The sequence below is a fragment of the Streptomyces sp. NPDC006339 genome, from assembly GCF_040612775.1.
In the GTDB taxonomy this organism is placed as follows: domain Bacteria; phylum Actinomycetota; class Actinomycetes; order Streptomycetales; family Streptomycetaceae; genus Streptomyces.
The window spans coordinates 41960-65674 of the sequence record NZ_JBEXQW010000006.1 but is presented as its reverse complement, the minus strand read 5'-3'; the positions used below and the strand labels follow the sequence as shown (position 1 = coordinate 65674).

Here is a 23715-nt window from a genome sequence, read left to right as displayed (position 1 = left end):
CCGCGCATCTTGAACACGAAAGTTTCGACTTGTGAGTGACACATCCCGGGACGGTGGGGTCGTGACGAGCACCCGACCGTCCGTCGACGACGGGCTGAGCCCGGCCGAGCTGGCCGCGAAGTACGGTCTCACCGTCAGCGGTGCCCGGCCGGGGCTCGTGGAGTACATCCGCCAGCTCTGGGGCCGGCGCCACTTCATCCTGGCCTTCTCCCAGGCGAAGCTCACCGCCCAGTACAGCCAGGCGAAGCTGGGTCAGCTCTGGCAGGTGGTGACGCCCCTGCTGAACGCGCTGGTCTACTTCCTGATCTTCGGCCTGATCCTCGACGCGGACCGGGGCATGTCACGGTCGGTGTACATCCCGTTCCTCGTGACCGGTGTGTTCGTGTTCACCTTCACGCAGAGCTCGGTGATGGCCGGCGTGCGCGCGATCTCCGGCAACCTCGGCCTGGTGCGGGCCCTGCACTTCCCCCGGGCCTCGCTGCCGATCTCGTTCGCGCTCCAGCAGCTCCAGCAACTGCTGTTCTCGATGGTCGTGCTCATCGTCATCGCCGTGTCCTTCGGCAGCTACCCGGCGCTGAGCTGGCTGCTGATGATCCCCGCCCTGGTGCTGCAGTTCGTCTTCAACGCCGGACTCGCCATGATCGTGGCGCGGATGGGCGCCAAGACGCCCGACCTCGCCCAGCTCATGCCGTTCATCATGCGCACCTGGATGTACGCGTCCGGCGTGATGTTCTCCATCCCGGTGATGCTGAAGGACCAGCCCGCCTGGATCGCCGACCTGCTCCAGTACAACCCGGCCGCCCTCCACATGGACCTGATCCGCTTCGCGCTGATCGACGGCTACGGGGCCTCGAACCTCCCGCCGCACGTCTGGGCCATCACCGTGGCCTGGTCCCTGGTGATCGGCGTGGGCGGCTTCGTCTACTTCTGGAAGGCCGAGGAAAGGTACGGCCGTGGCTGACCACGACACCCAGGACCGCGTGCCCACCGTCATCGCGGACAACGTCCACATCGTCTACCGGGTCAACGGCGCCGCCGGCGGCAAGGGCAGCGCCACCGCCGCCCTCAGCCGCATCATCCGCCGCCGCAAGGGCGAGACCGAACGCGGTGTGCGCAAGGTGCACGCCGTGCGCGGCGTCTCCTTCACCGCCTACCGCGGCGAGGCCATCGGCCTGATCGGCACCAACGGCTCCGGCAAGTCGACCCTGCTGCGCGCCATCGCCGGCCTGCTGCCCACCGAGAGCGGCAAGGTCTACACCGACGGCCAGCCCTCGCTGCTCGGCGTCAACGCGGCGCTGATGAGCGACCTCACCGGTGAGCGCAACGTGATCCTCGGCGGCCTCGCGATGGGCATGAGCCGCGACGAGATCAAGAGCCGGTATCAGGACATCGTCGACTTCTCCGGCATCAACGAGAAGGGCGACTTCATCTCGCTGCCGATGCGGACCTACTCCTCCGGCATGGGCGCCCGGCTCCGCTTCGCCATCGCCGCCGCCAAGCAGCACGACGTCCTCATGATCGACGAGGCCCTCGCGACCGGCGACCGCAAGTTCCAGATCCGCTCCGAGGAGCGCATCCGCGAGCTGCGCAAGGAGGCCGGCACGGTCTTCCTGGTCAGCCACAGCAACAAGTCCATCCGCGACACCTGCGACCGGGTGCTGTGGCTGGAGAAGGGCGAGCTGCTCATGGACGGCCCGACCGACGAGGTCATCGCCGCCTACGAGCGCGAGACCGGCAAGTAGCCCCGGCCGCCCGCGGGCCGTCCGCCCGACCCCTCGGGCCGTCCGCCGGCCCCCGACCGCCCCCTCCGATCCGATCGGAGGGGGCGGTTTCGTGTCCGGAAGCGTCCGGTTCTCGCGCGTCGGGAGCCCGCCCGGAATGTTCATGCGGTCAACATCGGGCAGGATGTGCGCATGGCAGCGATCTCGGGAGGAAAGACCTACCACCACGGCGATCTGCGCAACGCCCTCCTCTGCGCGGCCGTCGACCTCGCCACCGAAGGAGGCCCCGAACGGGTCGTGCTCCGTGAGGCGGCCCGTCGCGTCGGCGTCTCGCCCACCGCCGCCTACCGGCACTTCGAAGGACGCGGGGAGCTCCTCGCGGCCGTCCGCGACCACGCCCGGCGCGCCCTCGCCGACGCCATGGAACGGGCCGCCGCGCGCGCCCCCGGCGCCGACGACCCCGTCCTCGCCGCCGAGGCCCGGCTCGCCGCCCTCTGCCGCGGCTACATCGACTTCGCCGTCGCGCAGCCCGGCCTCTACCGCTCCGCCTTCACCGCCCTCCGCACCGCCGACGACGACGGCGACGTCGACGCCCTCCCCGGCGCCGACCCCGGGGCCTGCGCCGGTGACGTACGCGCGTTCACCCTGCTCACCGACGCGCTCACCGCCCTCGCCGCCACCGCCCGCCCGCCGCGCGCCGCCCGCCCCGCCGCCGAGGCGGCCGCGTGGTCGGCCGTGCACGGCCTGTCCCTCCTCCTGCTCGAAGGCCCGCTGCGCCGCCTGCCCGCCCAGCGCAGGGACGACGTCGTCGAGTGCACCCTCGCCATGGTCGTGTCCGGCACCCGCGTCCCCTGACCCACGCCGCCCGAAGGTGTCCGGCAGGTGAACTTCCTTGCCTGGTGGGAGGGTTGACGGGCCCCTCGGCGTCCTCGCCGGGCGTCCGACGCTCCGGCGGGGCCCGCGCGCGGCGCGAAGCCCCGTACAACGTAAGCTGTACCGGTCTGTTTCGCGGCAAGTGGGGCGATACCCCTCGGCGCCCGGCCACCGGGCACTGAGCCACGGGCAGGGGTCGGCGGCGTGTCCGAAATAGGATGGATTGGATCCGCAGTGTAGAACGGGAGATGTGACGGCCATGACGCAGAATCTCCATCTCCACGAGGGTGTCGCCGTCCCCGCGTCGGGCAGCGGCCGGTGACGGGAACCCGGCAGGTGCGCCCCGACGCCTCCTCGCGCACCACACTCGGCAAGGCCGCGGACGAGAACTTCCCCGTGGCCCCCTTCTTCCTGCCGCGCGCCTGGCGGGACGACCTGATGGCGGTGTACGGCTTCGCCCGCCTCGTCGACGACATCGGCGACGGCGACCTCGCCCCCGGCGGGGCCGACGCCCGGCACCTCGGCGTCGCCCCCGAGCAGGCCGGGGACCGCCTCGCCCTCCTGGACGCCTTCGAGACCGACCTCCTGCGCGTCTTCGACCCGGCCGACGGCGCCCCCCGCCATCCGCTGCTGCGCGCCCTCGTCCCCACCGTCGAGCGGTGCCGGCTCACCCCGGAGCCGTTCCTCGGACTCGTCGCCGCCAACCGCCAGGACCAGCTCGTCCGCTGCTACGAGACCTACGACGACCTCCTCGCCTACTGCGAGCTCTCCGCCAACCCCGTCGGCCGGCTCGTCCTCGGCATCACCGGCACCGCCACCCCCGAGCGGATCCGCCGCTCCGACGAGATCTGCACGGCGCTGCAGATCGTCGAGCACCTCCAGGACGTCGCCGAGGACCTGGGCCGCGACCGGATCTATCTGCCCGCCGAGGACCTGAAGCGCTTCCACGTCACCGAGGACGACCTCGCCCGCCCCACCGCCGGAGCCTCGGTGCGCGCGCTGATCGCCTTCGAGGCGGACCGGGCCCGCGCCCTGCTCGACGCCGGCGCCCCGCTCGTCGGCAGCGTCCACGGCCGGCTGCGTCTGCTGCTCGCCGGCTTCACCGCCGGCGGCTACGCGGCACTCGACGCGATCGCCGCCGCCGGCTTCGACGTCCTGCCCGGGCCGCCCAAGGCCGACAAACCGAGGCTTATGCGCCGGGCGGGCGCCGTCCTGCTCGCGGCGCGGAGAGAGGGGTGAGCCGCACCGTGGAGGAACAGCCGCAGCCGTCCGCGCCGGTCCAGGCCGCGTACAGCTACTGCGAGGCCGTGACCGGCGGCCAGGCCCGTAACTTCGCCTACGGGATCCGGCTCCTGCCGACCGACAGGCGACAGGCCATGTCCGCGCTCTACGCCTTCTCGCGCCGGGTCGACGACATCGGCGACGGGCCGCTCCCGCCCGCCGAGAAGAAGGACCGCCTGGAGGCCACCCGCACGCTCCTCGGCCGGATCCGCGCCGGGGAGATCGAGGAGGACGACACCGACCCGGTCGCCGTCGCCCTCGCCGACTCCGCCCGCCGCTTCCCGATCCCGCTCGACGGGCTCGACGAGCTCATCGACGGCGTCCTCATGGACGTGCGCGGCGAGACCTACGAGACCTGGGACGACCTCAAGGTCTACTGCCGCTGCGTGGCCGGCGCGATCGGGCGGCTCTCCCTCGGCGTCTTCGGCACCCAGCCCGGCGCGCCGGGCGCCGAGCGCGCCCCCGAGTACGCCGACACCCTCGGCCTCGCCCTCCAGCTCACCAACATCCTCCGCGACGTCCGCGAGGACGCGGGCAACGGCCGCACGTATCTGCCGGCCGACGACCTGGCCAAGTTCGGCTGCTCCGAGGGCTTCTCCGGCGCCACCCCGCCGGCGGGCGCCGACTTCGCCGGCCTGATCCACTTCGAGGTCCGCCGCGCCCGCGCCCTCTTCGCCGAGGGCTACCGGCTCCTGCCGATGCTGGACCGGCGCAGCGGCGCCTGCGTGGCCGCCATGGCCGGCATCTACCGCCGCCTGCTCGACCGCATCGAACGCGACCCCGAAGCCGTCCTGCGCGGCCGCGTCTCGCTCCCGGGCCACGAGAAGGCGTACGTCGCCGTCCGCGGCCTCTCCGGCCTCGACTCCCGCCACATCGCCCGCCGCACGCCCAGGAGGCCCGCGTGACCCACGCCCGGACTGACCTGAGCGCGCCCCGGTACCAGTCCGCCGCGCCCGCCCGCGGCACCGGCGCCGCCGCCCCGGTCGCCCGGGGCGCGGCGACCCGTGGTTCGCGAGCGGCGCGGTCGCTGTCCGTGGCCGGGCCTGCCCGTCAAGCCGACCCGGTCGTCCGTCCGGGTGGCACCGCACCCGCGCCGACGGCGCCCACCCGGCCCCCGGCCGGGGGAGAGGGCCGCGCCGTCGCGGCGCGTTCCCGCGGCGGCGTGACAACCCGCGCCGGTCGCCGCGCGTCCCTGACCATGACGCTCCGGAGGGAGGCCGCATGACCGCCGACGAGGGAATCGACGCGGGACACCGGCCGCCGGCAGGCGGGCCGGCGGACGAGGTCACGGGCGGGCGGCCGCGCACGGCCGGGACGGCCGGGCACGGTGGGTCGCGGCCCCGTGCCGTCGTCGTCGGTGGCGGGCTCGCGGGGGTGACCGCCGCGCTGCAGCTCGCCGAGGCCGGTGTGCGGGTCACGCTGCTCGAAGGGCGGCCGCGGCTCGGCGGGCTCGCCTTCTCGTTCCGGCGCGGGGACCTGACCGTCGACAACGGCCAGCACGTCTACCTGCGCTGCTGCACCGCGTACCGCTGGTTCCTCGACCGGATCGGGGGCGCCCACCTCGCCCCCGTACAGCCGCGGCTCGACGTGCCCGTGCTCGATGTCGCACACCCGCGCGGGCCACGGCTCGGGCGGCTGCGGCGCACCGCGCTGCCCGTGCCGCTGCACCTGGCGCGCAGCCTCGCCACCTACCCGCACCTCTCGCTCGCCGAGCGCGCCTCCGTCGCCCGCGCCGCGCTCGCCCTGAAGAAGCTCGACCCCGCCGACCCCGCCCTCGACGGCATCGACTTCGCCACCTGGCTCGGCCGCCACGGCCAGTCCGCCCGCGCCGTCGAGGCCCTGTGGGACCTCGTCGGCGTCGCCACCCTCAACGCCACCGCCCCGCACGCCTCCATGGGCCTGGCCGCCATGGTCTTCAAGACCGGGCTCCTCTCCGAGCCCGGCGCCGCCGACATCGGCTGGGCGCACGTCCCGCTCGGCGAGCTCCACGACACCCTCGCCGGCAAGGCCCTGGACTCCCTCGGCGTCCGCGTCGAGCTGCGCACCAAGGCCGAGCGGATCAGCCGCACCGACGACGGGCGCTGGGCCGTCCGGGTGCCGGGGGAGACCCTGGAGGCCGACACGGTCGTGCTCGCCGTACCGCAGCGCGAGACCCGCGAGCTGCTGCCCGACGGCGCCCTCGACGACCCCGACCGGCTCCTCGACATCGGCACCGCGCCCATCCTCAACCTGCACGTCGTCTACGACCGCAAGGTGCTGCGGCAGCCCTTCTTCACCGCGCTCGGCTCCCCGGTCCAGTGGGTCTTCGACCGCACCGAGTCCTCAGGACTGACCGGCGGCGGCCAGTACCTGGCGGTCTCCCAGTCCGCCGCCCACGACGACATCGACGAGCCCGTCGCCGTCCTGCGCGAGCGCTACCTCCCCGAGCTGGAGCGGCTGCTGCCCGCCGCCCGGGGCGCCGGGATCCGGGACTTCTTCGTCACCCGCGAGCGGACCGCGACGTTCGCCCCGACCCCAGGCGTCGGCCGGCTCCGCCCCGGCGCCCACACCCACGCACCCGGCCTCCACCTGGCCGGCGCGTGGACGGCCACCGGCTGGCCCGCGACCATGGAGGGTGCCGTCCGCAGCGGCTTCAGCGCCGCCGGCGCCGCGCTCTCCGCCCTCGGCCGCCACTACGAGCATCCGCTGCAGGAGGCGGCATGAGTGTGAGTACCGGAACTAGAGGAGAGACCGTGCCGACTGTGAGCCCGGGGAATCCGGCCGTCGACACCGCGGACGTCGCCGCACTGCTGGAGCGGGGCCGCGCCCTGTCCACGCCCGTCCTGCGAGCGGCCGTCGACCGCCTCGCGCCGCCCATGGACACCGTGGCCGCCTACCACTTCGGCTGGATCGACGCCCGAGGCAATCCCGCCGACGGCGACGGCGGAAAGGCCGTCCGCCCCGCGCTCGCGCTGATCTCCGCCGAGGCGGCCGGCGCCGCCCCCGAGGTCGGCATCCCCGGCGCCGTCGCCGTGGAGCTGGTCCACAACTTCTCGCTGCTGCACGACGACCTGATGGACGGCGACGAGCAGCGCCGCCACCGCGACACGGTGTGGAAGGTGCACGGCCCCGCCCAGGCGATCCTGGTCGGCGACGCGCTCTTCGCCCTCGCCAACGAGCTGCTGCTGGAACTCGGCACCGTCGAGGCCGGCCGCGCCACCCGCCGGCTGACCACCGCCACCCGCAAGCTCATCGACGGCCAGGCCCAGGACATCTCCTACGAGCACCGGGAGCGGGTCACCGTCGAGGAGTGCCTGGAGATGGAGGGCAACAAGACCGGTGCCCTCCTCGCCTGCGCCGTCTCCATCGGAGCCGTCCTCGGCGGCGCGGACGACCGCACCGCCGACAAGCTGGAGGAGTACGGCTACCACCTGGGCCTCGCCTTCCAGGCGGTCGACGACCTCCTCGGCATCTGGGGCGACCCGGTCGCCACCGGCAAGCAGACCTGGTCCGACCTGCGCCAGCGCAAGAAGTCGCTGCCGGTCGTCGCCGCCCTCGCGGCGGGAGGCCCGGCCTCCGAGCGGCTCGGCGAGCTGCTCGCCGCCGACGCCAAGAGCAGCGACCTCGACTCCTTCTCGGAGGAGGAGTTCGCCGCCCGCGCCGCCCTCATCGAGGAGGCCGGCGGCCGGGAGTGGACCTCCGAGGAGGCCCGCCGTCAGCACGCCATCGCCATCCGGGCCCTGCACGAGGTGGACCTGCCGGCCCACGTCCGGGCCCAGCTCACGGCGCTGGCCGATTTCGTCGTCGTACGGAAGAGATGATCACCATCGCTCTGATATGAGTTCGCAGTCGCCGGCCGGTGCCACCCGGCGCCGGCCGACGGCAGACCCGAAGAAGCAGAACGTACGCGGAAGTACACCGACTGCACGAAGGGGAAGCCATGACAGCGACGACCGACGGAAGCGCCGGGCCCATGGGACCCCGGGCAGCCGCGGCCAGCGAAACGACCACCGACGCCGCCCCGGAGACGGGCGTGCTCGACGGGACCCCGGAGAGGGGCGCCCCCGACGGACCCGCCGAGGCGGGTGTCCTCGACGGGGCCCTGACGACGGGTGTCCTCGACGGGACTCTGACGACGGACGTCCTCGACGGGCCCGCGAAGGCGGGCGCGCGTGACGGGGCCCCGGGAGCGGATGTTCTCGACGAGGCCGCCGCCCGGGCGGCGGAACGCTCCGTCGCCCACCTCCTCGGCCGGCAGGACGCCGAGGGCTGGTGGAAGGGCGACCTGGAGACCAACGTCACCATGGACGCCGAAGACCTGCTGCTGCGGCAGTTCCTCGGGATCCTCGACCCCGACACCACCCGCGCCGCCGCCCTCCACATCCGCGGCGAACAGCGCGAGGACGGCACCTGGGCCACCTTCTACGGCGGCCCCGGCGAACTCTCCGCCACCATCGAGGCGTACGTCGCCCTCCGGCTCGCCGGGGACCCGCCCGAGGCCCCGCACATGGCCCGCGCCTCGGCCTGGATCCGCGCCCGCGGCGGCATCGCCGAGGCCCGGGTCTTCACCCGGATCTGGCTGGCCCTGTTCGGCTGGTGGCGCTGGGACGACCTGCCCGAGCTGCCGCCCGAGCTGGTCTTCCTGCCGAGCTGGTTCCCGCTCAACATCTACGACTTCGGCTGCTGGGCGCGCCAGACGATCGTCCCCCTCACCGTCGTCTCCGCCAAGCGGCCGGTGCGGCCCGCCCCCTTCCCGCTGGACGAGCTGCACACCGACCCGGCCCACCCGAACCCCCGCAAGCCGCTCGCCCCGGCCGCCAGTTGGGACGGCTTCTTCCAGCGCGTCGACAAGGGCCTGCACCTCTACCGCAAGGTCGCCCCGCGCAGGCTGCGGAAGATCGCCATGAACGTCGCCGCCCGCTGGATCGTCGAGCGCCAGGAGAACGACGGATGCTGGGGCGGCATCCAGCCGCCCGCCGTCTACTCGGTGATCGCCCTCCACCTCCTCGGCTACGACCTCGACCACCCCGTGATGCGGGCCGGTCTCGAATCCCTCGACCGGTTCGCCGTGTGGCGCGAGGACGGCGCCCGCATGATCGAGGCATGCCAGTCCCCGGTCTGGGACACCTGCCTCGCCACCATCGCCCTCGCCGACGCCGGCGTCCGCCCCGACCACCCCGCGCTGGTCAAGGCCGCCGACTGGATGCTCGGCGAGGAGATCACCCGCAAGGGCGACTGGGCGGTACGCCGGCCCGGACTCCCGCCGGGCGGCTGGGCGTTCGAGTTCCACAACGACAACTACCCCGACATCGACGACACCGCCGAGGTCCTCCTCGCCCTGCGCCGGGTCCGGCACCCCGACCCCGCGCGGCTGAACGCGGCCGTCGCCCGCGGCGCCCGCTGGACCCTCGGCATGCAGTCGAGGAACGGCGCCTGGGGCGCCTTCGACGCCGACAACACCAGCCCCTTCCCCAACCGGCTGCCGTTCTGCGACTTCGGCGAGGTCATCGACCCGCCCTCGGCCGACGTCACCGCCCATGTGGTGGAGATGCTCGCCTACGAGGGCAAGGCCCGGGACCCCCGCACCCGCCGGGGCATCGACTGGCTGCTCGCCGAACAGGAGCCCTGCGGCGCCTGGTTCGGCCGCTGGGGCGTCAACTACGTCTACGGTACGGGCTCGGTGGTCCCGGCCCTGACCGCCGCCGGTCTGCCCACCGGCCACCCGGCGATCCGGCGGGCCGTCGCCTGGCTGGAGTCCGTGCAGAACGAGGACGGCGGCTGGGGCGAGGACCTGCGCTCCTACCGCGAGCGGAGCTGGATCGGCCGCGGCACCTCCACCGCCTCCCAGACCGCGTGGGCGCTGATCGCCCTGCTCGCGGCCGGCGAGCGGGAGTCCGACGCGGTCCGGCGGGGCGTCGCCTGGCTGGTGGACACGCAGGCCGAGGACGGCTCCTGGGACGAGCCGTACTTCACCGGCACCGGCTTCCCCTGGGACTTCTCCATCAACTACCACCTCTACCGCCAGGTCTTCCCGCTCACCGCGCTCGGTCGCTACGTGAACGGGGAGCCCGTGCTGCACGGCCTGGAGGGCGGCTGATGGCCGGCGAACCGGCCGCGGGCCCGGCCACAGGCCCGGGAGCCGAGCCGGCGGGGACCCCCGCCCCGGCCGCCGCACCGCCGCTGCTCATCGCCTGTGCCCTCGGCATCGAGAAGCTGGCCCTGCGCAGCGGCGACCGCGGCGGCGCCCCCGCCCCCGTCACCGTGGTGCGGACCGGAATGGGCCCGGCGCAGGCGCGCCGGGCCGTCTCCCGCGCCCTGGAGCGCGAGACGTGGCGCGACGCGGCCGTCATCGCCTCCGGCTTCTGCGCCGGCCTGGCCCCCGGCATGCACCCCGGCGACCTGATCGTCGCCGAGGAGACCCGCGACCCCGACGGAGCCACGCCCTGCACGGGCACCGAGCTCCTGGTCGAGGCGCTCACCCACACCCTGCCAGGCCGCACCGTCCACACCGGGCCGCTGACCGGCTCCGACCACGTGGTGCGCGGCCCCGAGCGGGCCGCGCTGCGGGCCGGCGGGGCGATCGCCGTCGACATGGAGTCCGCCGCCACCCTGCGTACCGCGACGGCGGCGGGCGCCCGCCCCGTTGCGGCCGTACGGGTGGTCGTGGACGCCCCGGAACACGAACTGGTCAGGATCGGCACCGTACGCGGGGGAATATCGGCGTTCCGCGTCCTTCGTGCCGTCCTTCCCGCATTCTTCGAATGGCACCGTTCTTTGCTGCTCCCCAGGAGGTGAGCGAGTTATGGCCATGCCGCTCCGTCAGTCCATCCGGGTCGGGACCTACCTCTTCGAACAGAAGCTCCGCAAGCGGGACAAGTTCCCGCTGATCGTCGAGCTGGAGCCGCTGTTCGCCTGCAACCTCAAGTGCGAGGGCTGCGGCAAGATCCAGCACCCGGCGGGCGTCCTCAAGCAGCGCATGCCGGTCGCCCAGGCGGTCGGTGCCGTCCTGGAGTCCGGGGCGCCGATGGTGTCCATCGCCGGTGGAGAACCGTTGATGCACCCTCAGATCGACGAGATCGTGCGCCAGTTGGTGGCCAAGCGGAAATACGTCTTCCTCTGCACCAACGCGATGCTGCTGCGCAAGAAGCTCGACGACTTCACCCCCTCCCGGTACTTCGCCTTCGCCGTCCACATCGACGGACTGCGCGAACGCCACGACGAGTCCGTCGCCAAGGAGGGCGTCTTCGACGAGGCGGTCGCCGCGATCAAGGAGGCCAAGCGGCGCGGCTTCCGGGTCACCACCAATTCGACCTTCTTCAACACCGACACCCCGCAGACGATCATCGAGGTGCTCAACTTCCTCAACGACGACCTCAAGGTCGACGAAATGATGATCTCGCCCGCCTACGCCTACGAGAAGGCCCCCGACCAGGAGCACTTCCTCGGCGTCGAACAGACCAGGGAACTCTTCAAGAAGGCATTCGCGGGCGGAAACCGGCGCCGCTGGCGGCTCAACCACTCGCCGCTCTTCCTCGACTTCCTCGAAGGAAAGGCCGATTTCCCCTGCACCGCCTGGGCGATCCCCAACTACTCCCTCTTCGGGTGGCAGCGCCCCTGCTATCTGATGAGCGACGGCTACGTCCCCACGTACCGCGAACTCATCGAGGAGACGGACTGGGACAAGTACGGACGCGGCAAGGACCCGCGCTGCGCCAACTGCATGGCGCACTGCGGCTACGAGCCCACCGCCGTCCTCGCCACCATGGGCTCGCTCAAGGAGTCGCTGCGCGCGGTCCGCGAGACCGTCGCCGGGGACAAGGCGTGAGGGCGGACGGACGATGAGCGGCGGGTTCGACCTGAGGGCGCTGCTCGCCGAGCGCGGCGGCGAGCGCTACGAGCTGCACGCCCGGCACCTCAACCACCAGCTCCCGCGCATGCTGCACACCCTCGGCTTCGACAAGGTGTACGAGCGGGCCGAGGGCGCGCACTTCTGGGACGCCGACGGCGCCGACTACCTGGACATGCTCGCCGGCTTCGGCGTCATGGGCCTCGGCCGCCACCACCCCGTGGTCCGCAAGGCGCTGCACGACGTCCTCGACGCCCAGCTCGCCGACCTGACCCGGTTCGACTGCCAGCCGCTGCCCGGCCTGCTCGCCGAGAAGCTGCTCACCCACAGCCCCCACCTGGACCGGGTGTTCTTCGGCAACAGCGGCACCGAGGCCGTGGAAACCGCCCTCAAGTTCGCCCGGTACGCCACCGGCCGGACCAGGGTCGTCTACTGCGCGCACGCCTTCCACGGCCTGACCACGGGCTCGCTGTCCGTCAACGGGGAGAAGGGCTTCCGGGACGGCTTCGCCCCGCTGCTGCCCGACACCGCGATCGAGCTCGGCGACCTCGACGCCCTGGAGCGGGAACTGGCCCGGGGCGACGTGGCCGCCTTCGTCGTCGAGCCCATCCAGGGCAAGGGCGTCCACGAGGCACCGCCCGGCTTCCTGCGCGCCGCCCAGGAGCTCCTCCACCGGCACGGCGCGCTGCTGATCGCCGACGAGGTGCAGACCGGCCTCGGCCGGACCGGCGACTTCTACGCGTACCAGCACGAGGACGGCGTCGAACCGGACCTGGTCTGCGTCGCCAAGGCGCTCTCCGGCGGCTATGTGCCGGTCGGCGCCACCCTCGGCAAGGACTGGATCTTCAAGAAGGTCTACTCGTCGATGGACCGGGTGCTCGTCCACTCGGCCAGCTTCGGCTCGAACGCGCAGGCAATGGCGGCCGGGCTGGCCGTGCTCTCGGTGATGGAGTCCGAGGGCACGGTGGCGCACGTCCGCCGGATCGGCGACCTGCTGGCCGGCCGGCTGCGGGAGCTGGTCCCGCGCTACGAGCTGCTGCACGAGATCCGCGGCCGCGGACTGATGATCGGCATCGAGTTCGGCCGGCCGTCCTCGCTGGGCCTGCGCAGCCGCTGGACGATGCTCCAGGCCGCCCGCAAGGGACTCTTCGCGCAGATGGTCGTGGTGCCGCTGCTCCAGCGCCACCGCATCCTGACCCAGGTGTCGGGCGACCATCTGGAGGTCATCAAGCTGATCCCGCCGCTGATCATCGACGAGGCGGACGTGGACCGCTTCGTGACCGCCTTCACGGCGGTCATGGACGACGCCCACGGTGGTGGCGGTCTGATGTGGGACTTCGGGAAGACGCTGGTCAAGCAGGCCGTCGCCCAGCGCTAGCGCCCCCTGAGGTGCGGCCCGGGCGCGCAGGGTTTTGCCTCTGAGGCAAGAAAGTTGCCTCAGAGGCATGATCCTGGCGCAATGGACCCATGGACCACGTCCCCGGGGACAGCGCCCCGGACCCCGACGCCCGCGCCGCCCCCGACGCGCTGCCCGACGTCGCCCCGAGGCTGCGGGAGCTGCGCCGCCGCCGCGGGCTGACCCTGGAGGCCGCCGCCCGGCGGGCCGGTCTCTCGCCGGCCCACCTGTCCCGCCTGGAGACGGGGAACCGGCAGCCCTCGCTGCCGATGCTGCTCGCCCTGGCCCGTATCTACGGTACGACGGTGTCCGAGCTGCTGGGCGAGGCCCCGCCCGAGCGCGATCCGGTCGTCCGCGGCGGGCGCTCCGAACCGGTCGAGGCCGACGGCTGGGTCTACCGCCAGGCCGGCGGCGCCGGACGCGCGATGCAGTGCCTGCGCGTGCACGTGCCCCACGCCACCCGCGCGGACCTCGTGCGGGTCCATCCCGGCGAGGAGTGGATCCACGTCCTGGAGGGCCGGGTGCGGCTCGCGCTCGGCGAGGCGGTCCACGTCCTCGACCCCGGGGACAGCGCGCACTTCGACTCGCTCACCCCGCACCGGATCGGCGCCGCCACCCGAGCGGGGGCCGAGCTGCTGTTCGTCCACACCCTGATGCAGAGCCCCGCCGCCGAGCTGTGCCTCGGCGACGGCACTCCGCACCGCCGCTGACACCCCGAAAGGTACCGCTATGCCCGAGAAGTCCGTACCGGTCACCGGCGAGGAGCGCGGCGCCGGAAAGTTCCCCAAGGGGCTGGTGCTCCGCCTCTTCGCCTATCTGGTGGCGGGGCACCTCTTCGCCGGCTTCCTCTATCTGCTCTTCATGCTGGGCGGCCAGAACCAGTAGCCGCGCTCACGACCCGTCGAGCAGCCGCTCGCGGAGCAGCTCCCGGGTCTCCGGGGTGAGCCGCAGCCCCTCGGTCAGGTAGGCGTCCACCGATCCCCAGGTCGCGTCGATCGTCTCGAAGGCGGCCCGCAGATACTCCGCCCGCGCGTCGAACAGCGGGCTCAGCAGCTCCATCACCTCCGGCGACATGCCGTCCGGGGCGGTGGAGCTGCGCTGCACCTTGTAGCGGCGGTGCGGCGCGTTCGACTTGAGGTAGTCCTCCTCGATCGCGTCGCGCTCGACGCCGACGGCCAGCAGCGAGACCGCGATCGACAGCCCGGCCCGGTCCTTGCCCGCGGCGCAGTGCATCAGCGCGGGCACGCTGTCCGAGGCCATCTCGTGCAGGATCCGGCTGTGCTCGGCGGTCCGCTCGACCATCATCTTCCGGTACGAAGCGGACATCCGGGCCGCGGCCTTGCCGTCGCCGAGCAGTTCGCGCAACTGCGCCAGGTCGCCGGAGCGGACGAGCGCCCAGAACTCCTTGCCGTCGGCCGGGTCGCTCAGGGGTATGTTCACGTTCCGCACGCCCGGGAGCTCGACGTCCGGCCCCTCCACGCGCCGGTCGGCCTCGTTGCGGAAGTCGAAGACCGTGTGCAGGCCCAGGCCGGCGAGGAAGGCGGCGTCCTCGGCGGTGGCGTGCGCCAGGTGGCCGCTGCGGAAGAGCCGTCCGGGGCGCACGGTCCGGCCGTCCACGGTCGGCAGTCCGCCCACATCGCGGAAGTTGCGTACGCCGGTGAGCTCGGGCTCGGTCGTCGCTTGCGTCACGGTTGCTCCTGGTCTCGAGATCGGTTCCCGGGGCAATCATCCAGGTCAGGAACCCCCTGCGCACCCCCTCGGGCAGGAATGGGTGTTCTGTCCGAATTGAGGGTTTAGATATAACGCGCCCTGATTGCAGGGGAGATGAGGAACCGGGCGTGAGCAGCGTCATAGAGGTGACGGACCGTTGCTGATCGTCTTTTCCAAATTCCCTTCTGGAAAGGGAAATCGAGGGCCCGTCATCGACGGAGGGTGACCGGAATTCCGGGCGGATTTCGGGGAATCACGGGCCTGGCGAAAACGGTGGCTTGTTCCCGCCGACCCCCCTCGTCTAGCGTCGCGCTCAATCCGGACGGACCGCCGAATCCTGCCACCGCCCGGAATCCGCACCCACCCGTAGAAGGCAGGAGCGGGGGACCCAGGTACAACGCCGATCCCTCGACGAAGGACGGCTCGGGGTGAAGCCGCGCGACCACGCGGCCGGACATCTCCAGTCCGAACCCGACAGCTCACCTCGCAGGCGACGGAGAGGAATTCGCCATGCCCGCCAAGGGTAAGCACCGCCGTCCCAAGGCCAACCCGATCACCCGCGGGTTCGTGGCCGCCGGCGCCGGAGGCGCCGTCGTGGCCCTCCCGCTCATCGGCGCGACCGGCGCGCACGCCGCCGAGAAGGCCGCCCCGGCCGCCGCCCCGCAGCAGGCCGTCGCCGCCGCGACCCCCGCCCAGGCCCCGGCCGCGGCGACCGCAGGCAAGAAGGCCGCCCCCACGACGTACACCGTCGTGCGCGGCGACTACCTGTCCAAGATCGCCGCCGAGCACCGCCTCGCCGGCGGCTGGCAGAAGCTCTACCGCGACAACCGCCAGGTGGTCGGCGACGACCCCTCGCTCATCCTTCCCGGCATGGAGCTGACCCTCGGCGCCAAGTCCACCGCCAAGGCCCCGGCCGCCGCGCCCAAGGCTCCCGCCAAGGCCGCGCCCAAGCCCAAGAGCGCGGCGAAGTCCTCCGGCGACCAGCAGCGCGCCTCGCGCGCCAGCGAGCGCTCCTCGGACACGGGCTCCTCCGCCTCGGCGTCCACGTCGGCCTCCTCGTCCTCCTCTTCGTCGTCGGCCTCCTCGTCCTCCTCCGGCTGGGTCGCCCCCGTCGGCGGCGGCGTCTCCACCCCGTACCGCGCCTCCGGCTCGATGTGGTCCTCCGGCTACCACACCGGCGTCGACTTCATCGCCTCCTCCGGCACCACCGTCCGCGCCGTCGGCGCCGGCACCGTCCACTCCGCCGGCTGGAGCGGCGCCTACGGCAACGAGGTCGTCATCCGGCACGCCGACGGCACCTACTCGCAGTACGCCCACCTCTCCTCGCTGTCCGTCTCCGCCGGCCAGTCCGTGAGCGGCGGCCAGCAGATCGGCCTCTCCGGCTCGACCGGCAACTCCTCCGGCCCGCACCTGCACTTCGAGATCCGCACCGGTCCGGGCTACGGCTCCGACATCGACCCGCTGGCCTACCTCCGCCAGCACGGCGTGGGCATCTGACGCCCCGTTCGACACCACGTCCGACACGACGTCCGCCAGGGCCCGGCACACCACGTGCCGGGCCCCTGGCGTATTCCGGCTTGGGACAATCTTTATCGGTGGCATATGTCACCCTGCGTCAACCCCTCCTTACGGTCGCGTAGGTCACACCCGGAGGGGAATGATGTGCTCCCGTGGCAGACGATTCGACATCAAGAGACATGAACGCATTCGGGTCGTACGCGGCGATCGGTGACAGCTTCACCGAGGGCGTCGGAGACCCCGGGCCCGACGGGACCTTCGTCGGCTGGGCGGACCGGTTCGCGGTCCTCCTCGCCGACCGACTGCCGGAGCACGATGCCTTCCGCTACGCCAACCTGGCGGTACGGGGACGCCTTCTCGACCAGATCGTCGTGGAACAGGTCCCGCGGGCGAAGGAACTCGCCCCGGACCTCGTGACCTTCTGCGCCGGCGGCAACGACATCATCCGCCCCGGCACCGACCCCGACGACGTCGCCGAGCGCTTCGAGCGCGCCGTCGCCGACCTGACGTCCGCCGTCGGCACCGTCATGGTGACGACCGGCTTCGACACCCGCGACGTGCCCCTCCTCAAGCACCTGCGCGGGAAGATCGCCACGTACAACGGGCACGTCCGCGCCATCGCCGACCGCTACGGCTGCCCCGTCCTCGACCTGTGGTCGCTCAGGTCGGTCCAGGACCGCCGCGCCTGGGACGAGGACCGGCTCCACCTGTCGCCCGAGGGCCACACCCGGGTCGCGATGCGCGCCGCCCAGGTGCTCGGCCTGCCCGTGCCGGCCGATCCGGAGCAGCCCTGGCCGCCGCTGCCGGTGCGCGGCACGCTGGAGGTCCGCAAGGACGACATCCACTGGGCGAAGGAGTACCTGGTCCCCTGGATCGGGCGGCGCCTGCGCGGCGAGAGCTCCGGCGACCACGTGGCGGCCAAGCGCCCGGACCTTCTGCCGCTGTAACCGCGTCTTGTGGGGTGCCGGGCCCGGTGGGGTGCCGGCCGGTGCGGGCGGGTGCGGGCGGGGACCGGCGGGTGCGTCGCCGGTCCCTGGTACGGAGAGGTGAAGGATCGGCCCGCCCAGGAGTGGCGCGGGGGCGCGGCGGGCGGCGGCTGGTGGGATGTGCGCGCCGGGCAACGGCACCCGCCATGGCGACCGTCATGGCGACCTCCGCCGAAAGGACCGCCCATGACGTCCCGTCATCCCGCCGGAGCCGCCGGGAACCTCCGCGAAACCCCCGCCGGAGCCGCCGGGAACCTCCGCGAAACCCCCGCCGGAGCTCCCGGCGACCGCCCCGCCCACTGCTTCGGCACGCCCCTCGCCGCGCGTTCCGCACGGGCGTTCGCCGTCGGCGCCGTCCTCGGCGGGCTGTTCCTCGGGGCCGCCGCCCCCGCCCTCGCCGCCGCCCCCGGCGGCGCCGCGCGGCCCGCCGCCGTACGGCAGACCACGCCGGCCACCGTCACGGTCAACGGCAGCGGCCGGGCCGCCACCGCGCCCGACCTGGCCGTGGTCTCGATCGGCGTCGAGGTGACCCGCACGACCGCCAAGGAGGCGATGGCGGCCCAGAGCAAGGCCGCCGAGTCGCTGCTCGCCGTGCTGCGGGAGCAGGGCGTCGCCGACCGCGACATCCGCACCGAGAGCCTGTCCCTGTCACCGGTCTACGCCCAGAGCGGCGGCGGAGAGAGCAAGGTGACCGGCTACCAGGCCGGCCAGGGCTTCGCCGTGAAGGTCCGCGACCTCGACAGGACCGGACAGATCGTCGGCGCCGTCAACGAGGCCGTCGGGGACACCGGCCGGGTCAACGGCGTCGTGTTCGACGTGGCCGACCCCACCGCGCTGCGCTCCAGGGCCCGCGAGGCCGCCTACCGCGACGCCTACGACAAGGCCGCCCAGCACGCCCGGCTGAGCGGGCACCGGCTGGGGCGGCTGGTCTCCCTCACGGAGGGCGAGAGCGTGCGCCCCGCCACCGGAGTCGTCCCGAGCGCGTCCGCCGACGGCGGCGAGGGCGTGCCGCTCGCACCGGGCGAGATCGAGGAGCACGTCACGGTCACCGCGGTCTACGAGCTGCTCTGACCCCGCGGTCCCCGTGCCCGCCCGGCGCGGGCCACCGACGGCAGCCCGAGCTCCCGGGCGAGCGCCGCGTCCGCCCACTCCAGCATCGTGGCCCGGGGGAGGGCGCCGGGGTACGAGGTCATCTGGACGGCGAGGCCGTCCAGGAACGCGGTGAGCCGCCAGGCCGCGGCGGAGGGGTCGGCGCACGCGAACTCGCCGGCCGCCACGCCCTCCGCGATCACCGAGGCCAGTTCCGCCTTCCAGGCCCGGTCCAGCGCGCCGGCGACCTCGCGCAGCGCCGGTTCGCGCAGCGCCGCCGCCCAGCTCTCGATCCACAGCCGCCAGCCCTTGGCCTGACCGGTCGGGGCGTACCAGCGGACCGCCGCGCGCAGCCGCCGCACCGCGGTGGTCCGCCGCCCGAGCAGGGTGCGCAGCCGGACCAGATCCTCCTCGGCCGCGTACGCGAAGGCCGCCGCGACAAGCTGTTCCTTCGTCGCGAAGTGGTAGAGGACCAGCGCGTTGCTCACCCCGAGCTCGGCGGCCACGTCGGCGATCCGCAGGGCCGTGGCGCCCCGGGCCTCGATCTGGGCGACGGCGGCCCGCAGCAGCGCCTCCCGCCGCTCCGCCACGCTCAACCGCTCTCTCGCCACGCTCCGACCCTACACAGCACATGACAAGGGCATGATCAGCCCGCGCCCGCCCGCGCCCGCCCGCGTCGCCGGCCCGCCCCGTGCCGGCCCGCCCCCGCCCGCGCCGGGCCCCCGGTCCGACCCGACCCGCGCCCGTGCGCGCGGGCCGCACATAATGAAGGGACCCTCGACCGCAGGAGGTCCTGTGACCGGCACCGGCTCCGACCCCACGCTGCGGGCACGGCTGCGCGCGCTGCGCCCCGCGTCCTTCGGCGCCGACCCCGCGGGGGAGCGCCTGGAGCGCATCCGCCGCTCGCCGAACTACGCCGACGGCGTCTTCCGGAACCCCGAGTCGGCCCGGCACCGGCCGTCCGGTTCGACCGTCGAGTTCGCGAAGATCTACTTCGAGAAGGAGGCGCGGGCGCGCCGGGCCCCCACCGGCACGATCCCGGTCCACCCGACCACCCTCGCCGACCTGGCCAAGCCGCCGGCCACCGGTCTGCGCGTCACCTGGATGGGGCACTCCAGCGTGCTCGCCGAGATCGACGGCCACCGGGTGCTCTTCGACCCCGTCTGGGGCGACCGCTGCTCGCCCTTCGCCTTCGCGGGACCCAAGCGCCTCCACCCCGTGCCCGTACCGCTGGCCGCCCTCGGGCCGGTCGACGTGGTGGTGATCTCCCACGACCACTACGACCACCTCGACCTGCCGACGATCAAGGCACTGGCCGGCACCGGCACCCTCTTCGCGGTCCCGCTCGGGGTCGGCGCCCACCTGGAGCGCTGGGGCGTGCCCGCTTCGAAGCTGCGCGAGCTCGACTGGAACGAGTCCGCGGAGGTCGGCGAGCTGCGGCTGACCGCGACCCCCGCCCGCCACTTCTGCGGCCGGGGACTGCGCAACCAGCAGCACACCCTGTGGGCCTCCTGGGTCGTCGAGGGCCCCGAGCACCGGATCTACCACAGCGGCGACACCGGCTACTTCTCCGGCTTCCGCGAGATCGGCGCCGCCCACGGCCCCTTCGACGCCACCATGATCCAGATCGGCGCCTATTCCGAGTACTGGCCGGACATCCACATGACCCCCGCCGAGGGCCTGCGCGCCCACCTGGACCTCCAGGGCGGCCACCCGCACGGCGTGCTGCTCCCCATCCACTGGGGCACCTTCAACCTCGCCCCGCACCCGTGGGCGGAGCCGGGGGAGTGGACGAAGGACGCGGCCGAGGAGGCCGGGCAGGCGGTGGCGTTCCCGCGTCCCGGCGAGCCGTTCGAGCCCGCCGGGAAGCTGCCCGAGGCCGCCTGGTGGCGTGGGGTCTCCCGGCCCGTCGCCCGCCCGTGGCGGCGGCCGGAGCAGGCGGGGGCCGCCGGTGGGACCGAGCGGCGTGATCTCGACCTGGCGGGTGATCGCTGACGTCCGAAGGGGACGGTCGCGGCCGTCCCCTTCAGGGCCTGCACCCGAGGAGCATGCCCGTCGGAGGCTCGCCGTACGTGACGCCCGAGAGGTCGTAGACCTCGGAGGCGGGCTCCTGGCACCAGACGGTGTTGCGTCTGCCGCTGAGCCGGACCGTGTCTGCCTTTTGCACCCAGACCGAGTTCCGCTCCCCGTAGATGTACAGCCCGTCGCAGGACCCGGTCAGGGTCAGGCTGACCTCGTCGGCGTGGATCTCCACCGCCCCTCCGCGGCAGTGGTGGGTGCGCTCGCCACCGTCGGCGTCGATCCGCAGCTCCGCCGGAGCCGGTGACGCCTCGGGCGACTCGGACGGGGTCGGGGCAGGACTCGGTGTCGGTGTCGGTGTCGGTGTCGGAGTGTTCTGCTGCTCCGCGTCGAGGGACGCCTCGCACCAGGGCGTCGACGAGGCGTCGGCCGGCGGTGCGTCGTCGGAGATCCCCAGGTGGCGCAGGGCCGCCGTGGCCTGGGCGAGGGCGACGTCGTCGGTCGTGTCGAAGCAGACTCCCCGGGAGTCCCCGACCTGGGCCAGGACGATGACGTTCTCGACGCGGACGAGGGCGTACGACGGAGTGCCGGGCCCGGTTACGGCGGCCTCCTGACCGAGACCGGGGACCCGGTGCGCCGCCCACCGGTCGCTCATGAGGTCGAACTGTTCGGAGGCCACCTCCACGGCGCTGCGGGAGGTCCTGGGACGCACGACCTCTACGAAGAGGTTGAGGAAGTAGGGGCCGACGTACCGGCTGTCGGGGAGGGCGAAGGGGCCGGACGTGCCCGGCAGCGGCGGGGCCGAGGCAGTATCCGTCCTGCCTTCCCAGGCACAGGAGTACCGGTCCGGGTTCTCCCGCTCGGTCGGCCTCTGTACGTAACCCGTCGGCACGTCCAGCGACGGGCAGCGCAGCTCCTCGCTCGTGTACGGTCCAGGCGCGCCCGGCGTGAGACTGGTGCCCAGCAGGATCGCCAGGGCGGCGGGCACCGCGGCCAGATTGACCGACGGGGGCGGCAGCAGGACGCGGCCCGGCTCGGCGGGTTCCGGGGCGGGGCGGCCGGCGAGGCGCTCCTGGAGCCGGGCGTGACGGAACTCGTAGACACCGCCGGCCTGACGCAGGACGCCCCGGTCGTGCGCGTCCGCCAGGAACGCCCCGAGCGCCCAGGGCAGCCGGCCGGTGGTCGCGAGAGCGACCCGGGTGGCCGTGAAGGCCCACCAGGCCGACGCGGCGACGCCGAGCAGGGCGAGCGCCACCAGTGAGCCGACCGCGGCGACCGTCCAGATGAGCGGACCGACCGCGTCGTGACCACCGGTGCGGTGCCAGGCCGTCACCACGATCAGCGGGCCGAGGGCCGTCCAGGCGAGAAGCCAAGAGCGGACCGCCGCCGGTCCCTCGCCGCGCAACGCGTGGACCGGGGCGAGGAGCAGCACCGAGGCGCGGTCGGAGCGCAGCAACTGCCAGGGGCTGCCGGCCCGGGTGACGTCCACGGCGTGGTCCACGAACGCACGCAGCGCGAACAGCAGCGGCAGGCCGGCCAGGACGGCAGGCGTCACGTGCAGGGACCATCCGATCGGCAGCACCACGGCCGCGGCGATCGCCCCCTGTACGAGGAAGTCCCGCCACCGCCCCTGAACGGTGATCCGGCGCGGCACCATCCCGCCGTCCGGGGTCCCGAACGGCCGGGCCAGCAGGGCGGCCAGACAGGCCGCGGCCTGGATGCCGAGGACGTACGGCGGGGGAGGTCGCTCCGGCCGGGGCGGCTGTCCGAGGAGCAGCCAGCCGGTGACCGCGAGGGTGAGCGCCAGGGCGAGTGCCTCCAGCGCCGCGCGGGCGGCCTCGGGCACGCCGGGGGTCAGCCGCCACCAGGTGATCTCGCGCAGTCCCAGGCGCTGCAGGCGCCGGGCGAGGGTGGTCAGCCACGCCCGGGCCTGGGCGGCGGTCCAGTCGGGAGGGGGCTTTCCCGTGGCCGGGTCGGGGCCCGGGCCCCGACGGTAGACGGCGGTGACGAACTGGTCGAGGAGGTGGTGCTCGACGGCGTCCCGGTCCGGGAAGACGTCCTCGCGCAGCAGCTCGGACGGGGAGGCGTCGGTGTCGCTGTAGGCGGCACGCGCGAGGGCCACCATCAGCGGGGTGGACAGGACCTCGCCGAGCAGCGCGCCCTGATCACCCGGGGCGTCCAGGACCGTCCGCCAGGCCGAGCCGCCCTCGCCCCCGTCGCGGGCCGGATCGACCGTACGGGGCAGGAACTCCCGCAGATCCGCCGCCGCGAGCGGCGCCAGCTCGATCACGGCGGCGGGACGCAGGGAGCCCGCCTCCGACCGGGTCGCATCCCGGTACTCCGCGGGGCGGCTGGTCAGCAGCACGGGACCGGTGGTCGCGCCCTGCCGTTCGTTGAGGGCGTCGATGACCTTGGGGCGGGCGTCCTCGGGCAACTCGTCGAGGCCGTCGAGGACCAGCAGGAGCCTGCCCGTGCGGTACAGCTCGACCGCCGTGTCGGGATCGCCCAGATCGGCGAGCGGGGGGCACGTCTGGACGACCCGGGCGGCGACCCATTCCTCGAAGGGTGTGGCCGGATTCCAGGAGGACAGTGGCAGGAGGACCGCCACCGGCACCCCGGGATCGTGATCCCTGCGGTACCGGAGGTGGTCCAGCACGAAATGCGCCGCCAGTACGGACTTGCCGGCCCCGGCACCGCCCAGCACCACCAGACGGTTCGAGGCCGTCTCGAAGGCGTGCCGGATGTCGTCGAAGGTTCCGCCCGGCCCCAGGGGCTCGGCAGGCGCATCCGGCGCGGTCTCCGGGGGCGGGGGGTCGACCCAGTGCCAGCGCACCGGCAGCGGAGCGGGGTCGTACAACCGCCGGGCCTGCTCCTCCCGTTTCCAGGCGGCCTCCGTGGTGGTGGCGAGCCGCTGGGCGGCCGCGTTCAGCCGGTAGTCCTCCTCCAGGGCGCGATAGCCCCGCCATCTGCGTCGGGCTCTGCGGAGCTGCAGTGCGGTACCGGCCAGGCCGAGCAGGGCGCCCGAGGCCAGCAGCCAGGTGAGCGCGGGCTGCTTCTGGGAGCCCAGGCGGTCCAGTGCCTGCCAGCCGAGCAGTCCCGTCGCGGCGGACAGGACGACGGCGACGGCGTAGGAGGCCACCGCCGGCCAGGCGTTGACCCCGCTGCCCGTGAACACGAGCTGGCCGACGATCGTGCGGGCCTGGACGACGACCTGGGCGTTGCCGCTGAAGACGTTCGTCGTGACCGGCCGCCGGTGCTCCAACCCGTCCGGTTCCCTGGTCGGTTCCGTCGTCATGT

The 23715-nt window shown here is 73.5% G+C and carries 20 protein-coding genes and 1 riboswitch; of the genes, 17 read left to right on the top strand and 3 right to left on the bottom strand.

Annotation, left to right across the window (positions count from 1 at the left end; genetic code table 11):
- Nucleotides 1-31: 31 nt before the first annotated feature.
- The 13 genes from ABZ135_RS06495 to ABZ135_RS06435 all read left to right on the top strand — a co-directional run bounded on the left by ABZ135_RS06495 (nucleotide 32) and on the right by ABZ135_RS06435 (nucleotide 13981).
- Nucleotides 32-961, top strand: coding sequence for an ABC transporter permease (locus ABZ135_RS06495; protein WP_356692425.1), 930 nt, complete (start codon nucleotides 32-34; stop codon nucleotides 959-961).
- Nucleotides 954-1742 (top strand): ABC transporter ATP-binding protein, encoded by a 789-nt coding sequence (locus ABZ135_RS06490; RefSeq protein ID WP_356692423.1) that lies wholly within the window; start codon nucleotides 954-956, stop codon nucleotides 1740-1742. The genes ABZ135_RS06495 and ABZ135_RS06490 overlap by 8 nt, the downstream gene beginning before the upstream one ends.
- Before the next feature lie 171 nt (nucleotides 1743-1913).
- The gene (locus ABZ135_RS06485; RefSeq protein WP_356692421.1) at nucleotides 1914-2576 is read left to right on the top strand and encodes a TetR/AcrR family transcriptional regulator; all 663 of its coding nucleotides are present in this window, start codon (nucleotides 1914-1916) and stop codon (nucleotides 2574-2576) included.
- Between the two features lie 336 nt (nucleotides 2577-2912).
- Entirely contained in the window at nucleotides 2913-3833 is a 921-nt protein-coding gene (hpnC, locus tag ABZ135_RS06480; RefSeq protein WP_356692419.1) for a squalene synthase HpnC, read from the top strand.
- Nucleotides 3830-4780 carry a presqualene diphosphate synthase HpnD gene (hpnD, locus tag ABZ135_RS06475; protein ID WP_356692417.1) on the top strand — a complete coding sequence of 317 codons (951 nt, stop codon included), beginning with the start codon at nucleotides 3830-3832 and terminating at the stop codon, nucleotides 4778-4780. Before hpnC ends, hpnD begins: the two co-directional genes overlap by 4 nt.
- Before the next feature lie 316 nt (nucleotides 4781-5096).
- On the top strand, nucleotides 5097-6578 hold the full coding sequence (gene hpnE / locus ABZ135_RS06470; protein ID WP_356692415.1) for a hydroxysqualene dehydroxylase HpnE: 1482 nt from the start codon (nucleotides 5097-5099) through the stop codon (nucleotides 6576-6578).
- A complete protein-coding gene (locus ABZ135_RS06465) occupies nucleotides 6575-7675 on the top strand; it encodes a polyprenyl synthetase family protein (protein ID WP_356692413.1) in 1101 nt (366 codons plus the stop codon). The genes hpnE and ABZ135_RS06465 overlap by 4 nt, the downstream gene beginning before the upstream one ends.
- Nucleotides 7676-7794: 119 nt before the next feature.
- A complete protein-coding gene (shc, locus tag ABZ135_RS06460) occupies nucleotides 7795-9951 on the top strand; it encodes a squalene--hopene cyclase (RefSeq protein WP_356692411.1) in 2157 nt (718 codons plus the stop codon).
- Nucleotides 9951-10649 (top strand): 1-hydroxy-2-methyl-2-butenyl 4-diphosphate reductase, encoded by a 699-nt coding sequence (locus ABZ135_RS06455; protein ID WP_356692409.1) that lies wholly within the window; start codon nucleotides 9951-9953, stop codon nucleotides 10647-10649. The genes shc and ABZ135_RS06455 overlap by 1 nt, the downstream gene beginning before the upstream one ends.
- 7 nt (nucleotides 10650-10656) lie before the next feature.
- Nucleotides 10657-11679 carry an adenosyl-hopene transferase HpnH gene (gene hpnH / locus ABZ135_RS06450; protein WP_356692407.1) on the top strand — a complete coding sequence of 341 codons (1023 nt, stop codon included), beginning with the start codon at nucleotides 10657-10659 and terminating at the stop codon, nucleotides 11677-11679.
- A gap of 13 nt (nucleotides 11680-11692) precedes the next feature.
- Nucleotides 11693-13078, top strand: coding sequence for an aspartate aminotransferase family protein (locus ABZ135_RS06445; protein ID WP_356692405.1), 1386 nt, complete (start codon nucleotides 11693-11695; stop codon nucleotides 13076-13078).
- Nucleotides 13079-13167: 89 nt separating this feature from the next.
- Entirely contained in the window at nucleotides 13168-13806 is a 639-nt protein-coding gene (locus ABZ135_RS06440; protein ID WP_356692404.1) for an XRE family transcriptional regulator, read from the top strand.
- A gap of 19 nt (nucleotides 13807-13825) precedes the next feature.
- A complete protein-coding gene (locus tag ABZ135_RS06435) occupies nucleotides 13826-13981 on the top strand; it encodes a DUF6126 family protein (RefSeq protein ID WP_356692403.1) in 156 nt (51 codons plus the stop codon).
- Between the two features lie 6 nt (nucleotides 13982-13987).
- Here ABZ135_RS06435 and ABZ135_RS06430 read toward each other — a convergent pair whose 3' ends face one another.
- A complete protein-coding gene (locus tag ABZ135_RS06430; RefSeq protein ID WP_356692401.1) occupies nucleotides 13988-14785 on the bottom strand; it encodes a tyrosine-protein phosphatase in 798 nt (265 codons plus the stop codon).
- A gap of 355 nt (nucleotides 14786-15140) precedes the next feature.
- A riboswitch (cyclic di-AMP (ydaO/yuaA leader) is annotated at nucleotides 15141-15312 on the top strand.
- 4 nt (nucleotides 15313-15316) lie between these two features.
- On the opposite strand from ABZ135_RS06430, the gene ABZ135_RS06425 reads away from it, so the two are divergent.
- The 3 genes from ABZ135_RS06425 (at nucleotide 15317) to ABZ135_RS06415 (ending at nucleotide 18381) form a co-directional block, all read left to right on the top strand.
- Complete coding sequence (locus tag ABZ135_RS06425; protein WP_356692399.1) at nucleotides 15317-16303, top strand: LysM peptidoglycan-binding domain-containing M23 family metallopeptidase; 987 nt, start codon at nucleotides 15317-15319, stop codon at nucleotides 16301-16303.
- A 200-nt stretch (nucleotides 16304-16503) separates the two neighbouring features.
- Nucleotides 16504-17271: an SGNH/GDSL hydrolase family protein gene (locus ABZ135_RS06420; RefSeq protein WP_356692397.1), complete on the top strand. Its 768-nt coding sequence runs from the start codon at nucleotides 16504-16506 to the stop codon at nucleotides 17269-17271.
- Nucleotides 17272-17496: 225 nt separating this feature from the next.
- Nucleotides 17497-18381 (top strand): SIMPL domain-containing protein, encoded by an 885-nt coding sequence (locus tag ABZ135_RS06415; protein WP_356692395.1) that lies wholly within the window; start codon nucleotides 17497-17499, stop codon nucleotides 18379-18381.
- Here ABZ135_RS06415 and ABZ135_RS06410 read toward each other — a convergent pair.
- Nucleotides 18366-19010 (bottom strand): TetR/AcrR family transcriptional regulator, encoded by a 645-nt coding sequence (locus tag ABZ135_RS06410; protein ID WP_356692393.1) that lies wholly within the window; start codon nucleotides 19008-19010, stop codon nucleotides 18366-18368. The two genes, ABZ135_RS06415 and ABZ135_RS06410, sit on opposite strands and share 16 nt — an antisense overlap.
- A gap of 184 nt (nucleotides 19011-19194) precedes the next feature.
- Between ABZ135_RS06410 and ABZ135_RS06405 the strand changes: the two genes are divergently transcribed.
- Nucleotides 19195-20394, top strand: coding sequence for an MBL fold metallo-hydrolase (locus tag ABZ135_RS06405; RefSeq protein ID WP_356692391.1), 1200 nt, complete (start codon nucleotides 19195-19197; stop codon nucleotides 20392-20394).
- A 31-nt stretch (nucleotides 20395-20425) separates the two neighbouring features.
- Here ABZ135_RS06405 and ABZ135_RS06400 read toward each other — a convergent pair whose 3' ends face one another.
- Nucleotides 20426-23713 carry an NACHT domain-containing protein gene (locus ABZ135_RS06400; protein ID WP_356692389.1) on the bottom strand — a complete coding sequence of 1096 codons (3288 nt, stop codon included), beginning with the start codon at nucleotides 23711-23713 and terminating at the stop codon, nucleotides 20426-20428.
- Nucleotides 23714-23715 lie beyond the last annotated feature (2 nt).

What these genes read in the sequence shown, in the direction of transcription:
- ABZ135_RS06485 (WP_356692421.1), top strand. Translation starts at nt 1,914, where the DNA reads ATGGCAGCGATCTCGGGAGGAAAGACCTACCACCACGGCGATCTGCGC.
- hpnE (WP_356692415.1), top strand. Translation starts at nt 5,097, where the DNA reads ATGACCGCCGACGAGGGAATCGACGCGGGACACCGGCCGCCGGCAGGC.
- ABZ135_RS06465 (WP_356692413.1), top strand. Translation starts at nt 6,575, where the DNA reads ATGAGTGTGAGTACCGGAACTAGAGGAGAGACCGTGCCGACTGTGAGC.
- shc (WP_356692411.1), top strand. Translation starts at nt 7,795, where the DNA reads ATGACAGCGACGACCGACGGAAGCGCCGGGCCCATGGGACCCCGGGCA.
- ABZ135_RS06455 (WP_356692409.1), top strand. Translation starts at nt 9,951, where the DNA reads ATGGCCGGCGAACCGGCCGCGGGCCCGGCCACAGGCCCGGGAGCCGAG.
- hpnH (WP_356692407.1), top strand. Translation starts at nt 10,657, where the DNA reads ATGGCCATGCCGCTCCGTCAGTCCATCCGGGTCGGGACCTACCTCTTC.
- ABZ135_RS06445 (WP_356692405.1), top strand. Translation starts at nt 11,693, where the DNA reads ATGAGCGGCGGGTTCGACCTGAGGGCGCTGCTCGCCGAGCGCGGCGGC.
- ABZ135_RS06440 (WP_356692404.1), top strand. Translation starts at nt 13,168, where the DNA reads ATGGACCACGTCCCCGGGGACAGCGCCCCGGACCCCGACGCCCGCGCC.
- ABZ135_RS06435 (WP_356692403.1), top strand. Translation starts at nt 13,826, where the DNA reads ATGCCCGAGAAGTCCGTACCGGTCACCGGCGAGGAGCGCGGCGCCGGA.
- ABZ135_RS06425 (WP_356692399.1), top strand. Translation starts at nt 15,317, where the DNA reads ATGCCCGCCAAGGGTAAGCACCGCCGTCCCAAGGCCAACCCGATCACC.
- ABZ135_RS06420 (WP_356692397.1), top strand. Translation starts at nt 16,504, where the DNA reads ATGAACGCATTCGGGTCGTACGCGGCGATCGGTGACAGCTTCACCGAG.
- ABZ135_RS06415 (WP_356692395.1), top strand. Translation starts at nt 17,497, where the DNA reads ATGACGTCCCGTCATCCCGCCGGAGCCGCCGGGAACCTCCGCGAAACC.
- ABZ135_RS06400 (WP_356692389.1), bottom strand. Translation starts at nt 23,713, where the DNA reads ATGACGACGGAACCGACCAGGGAACCGGACGGGTTGGAGCACCGGCGG.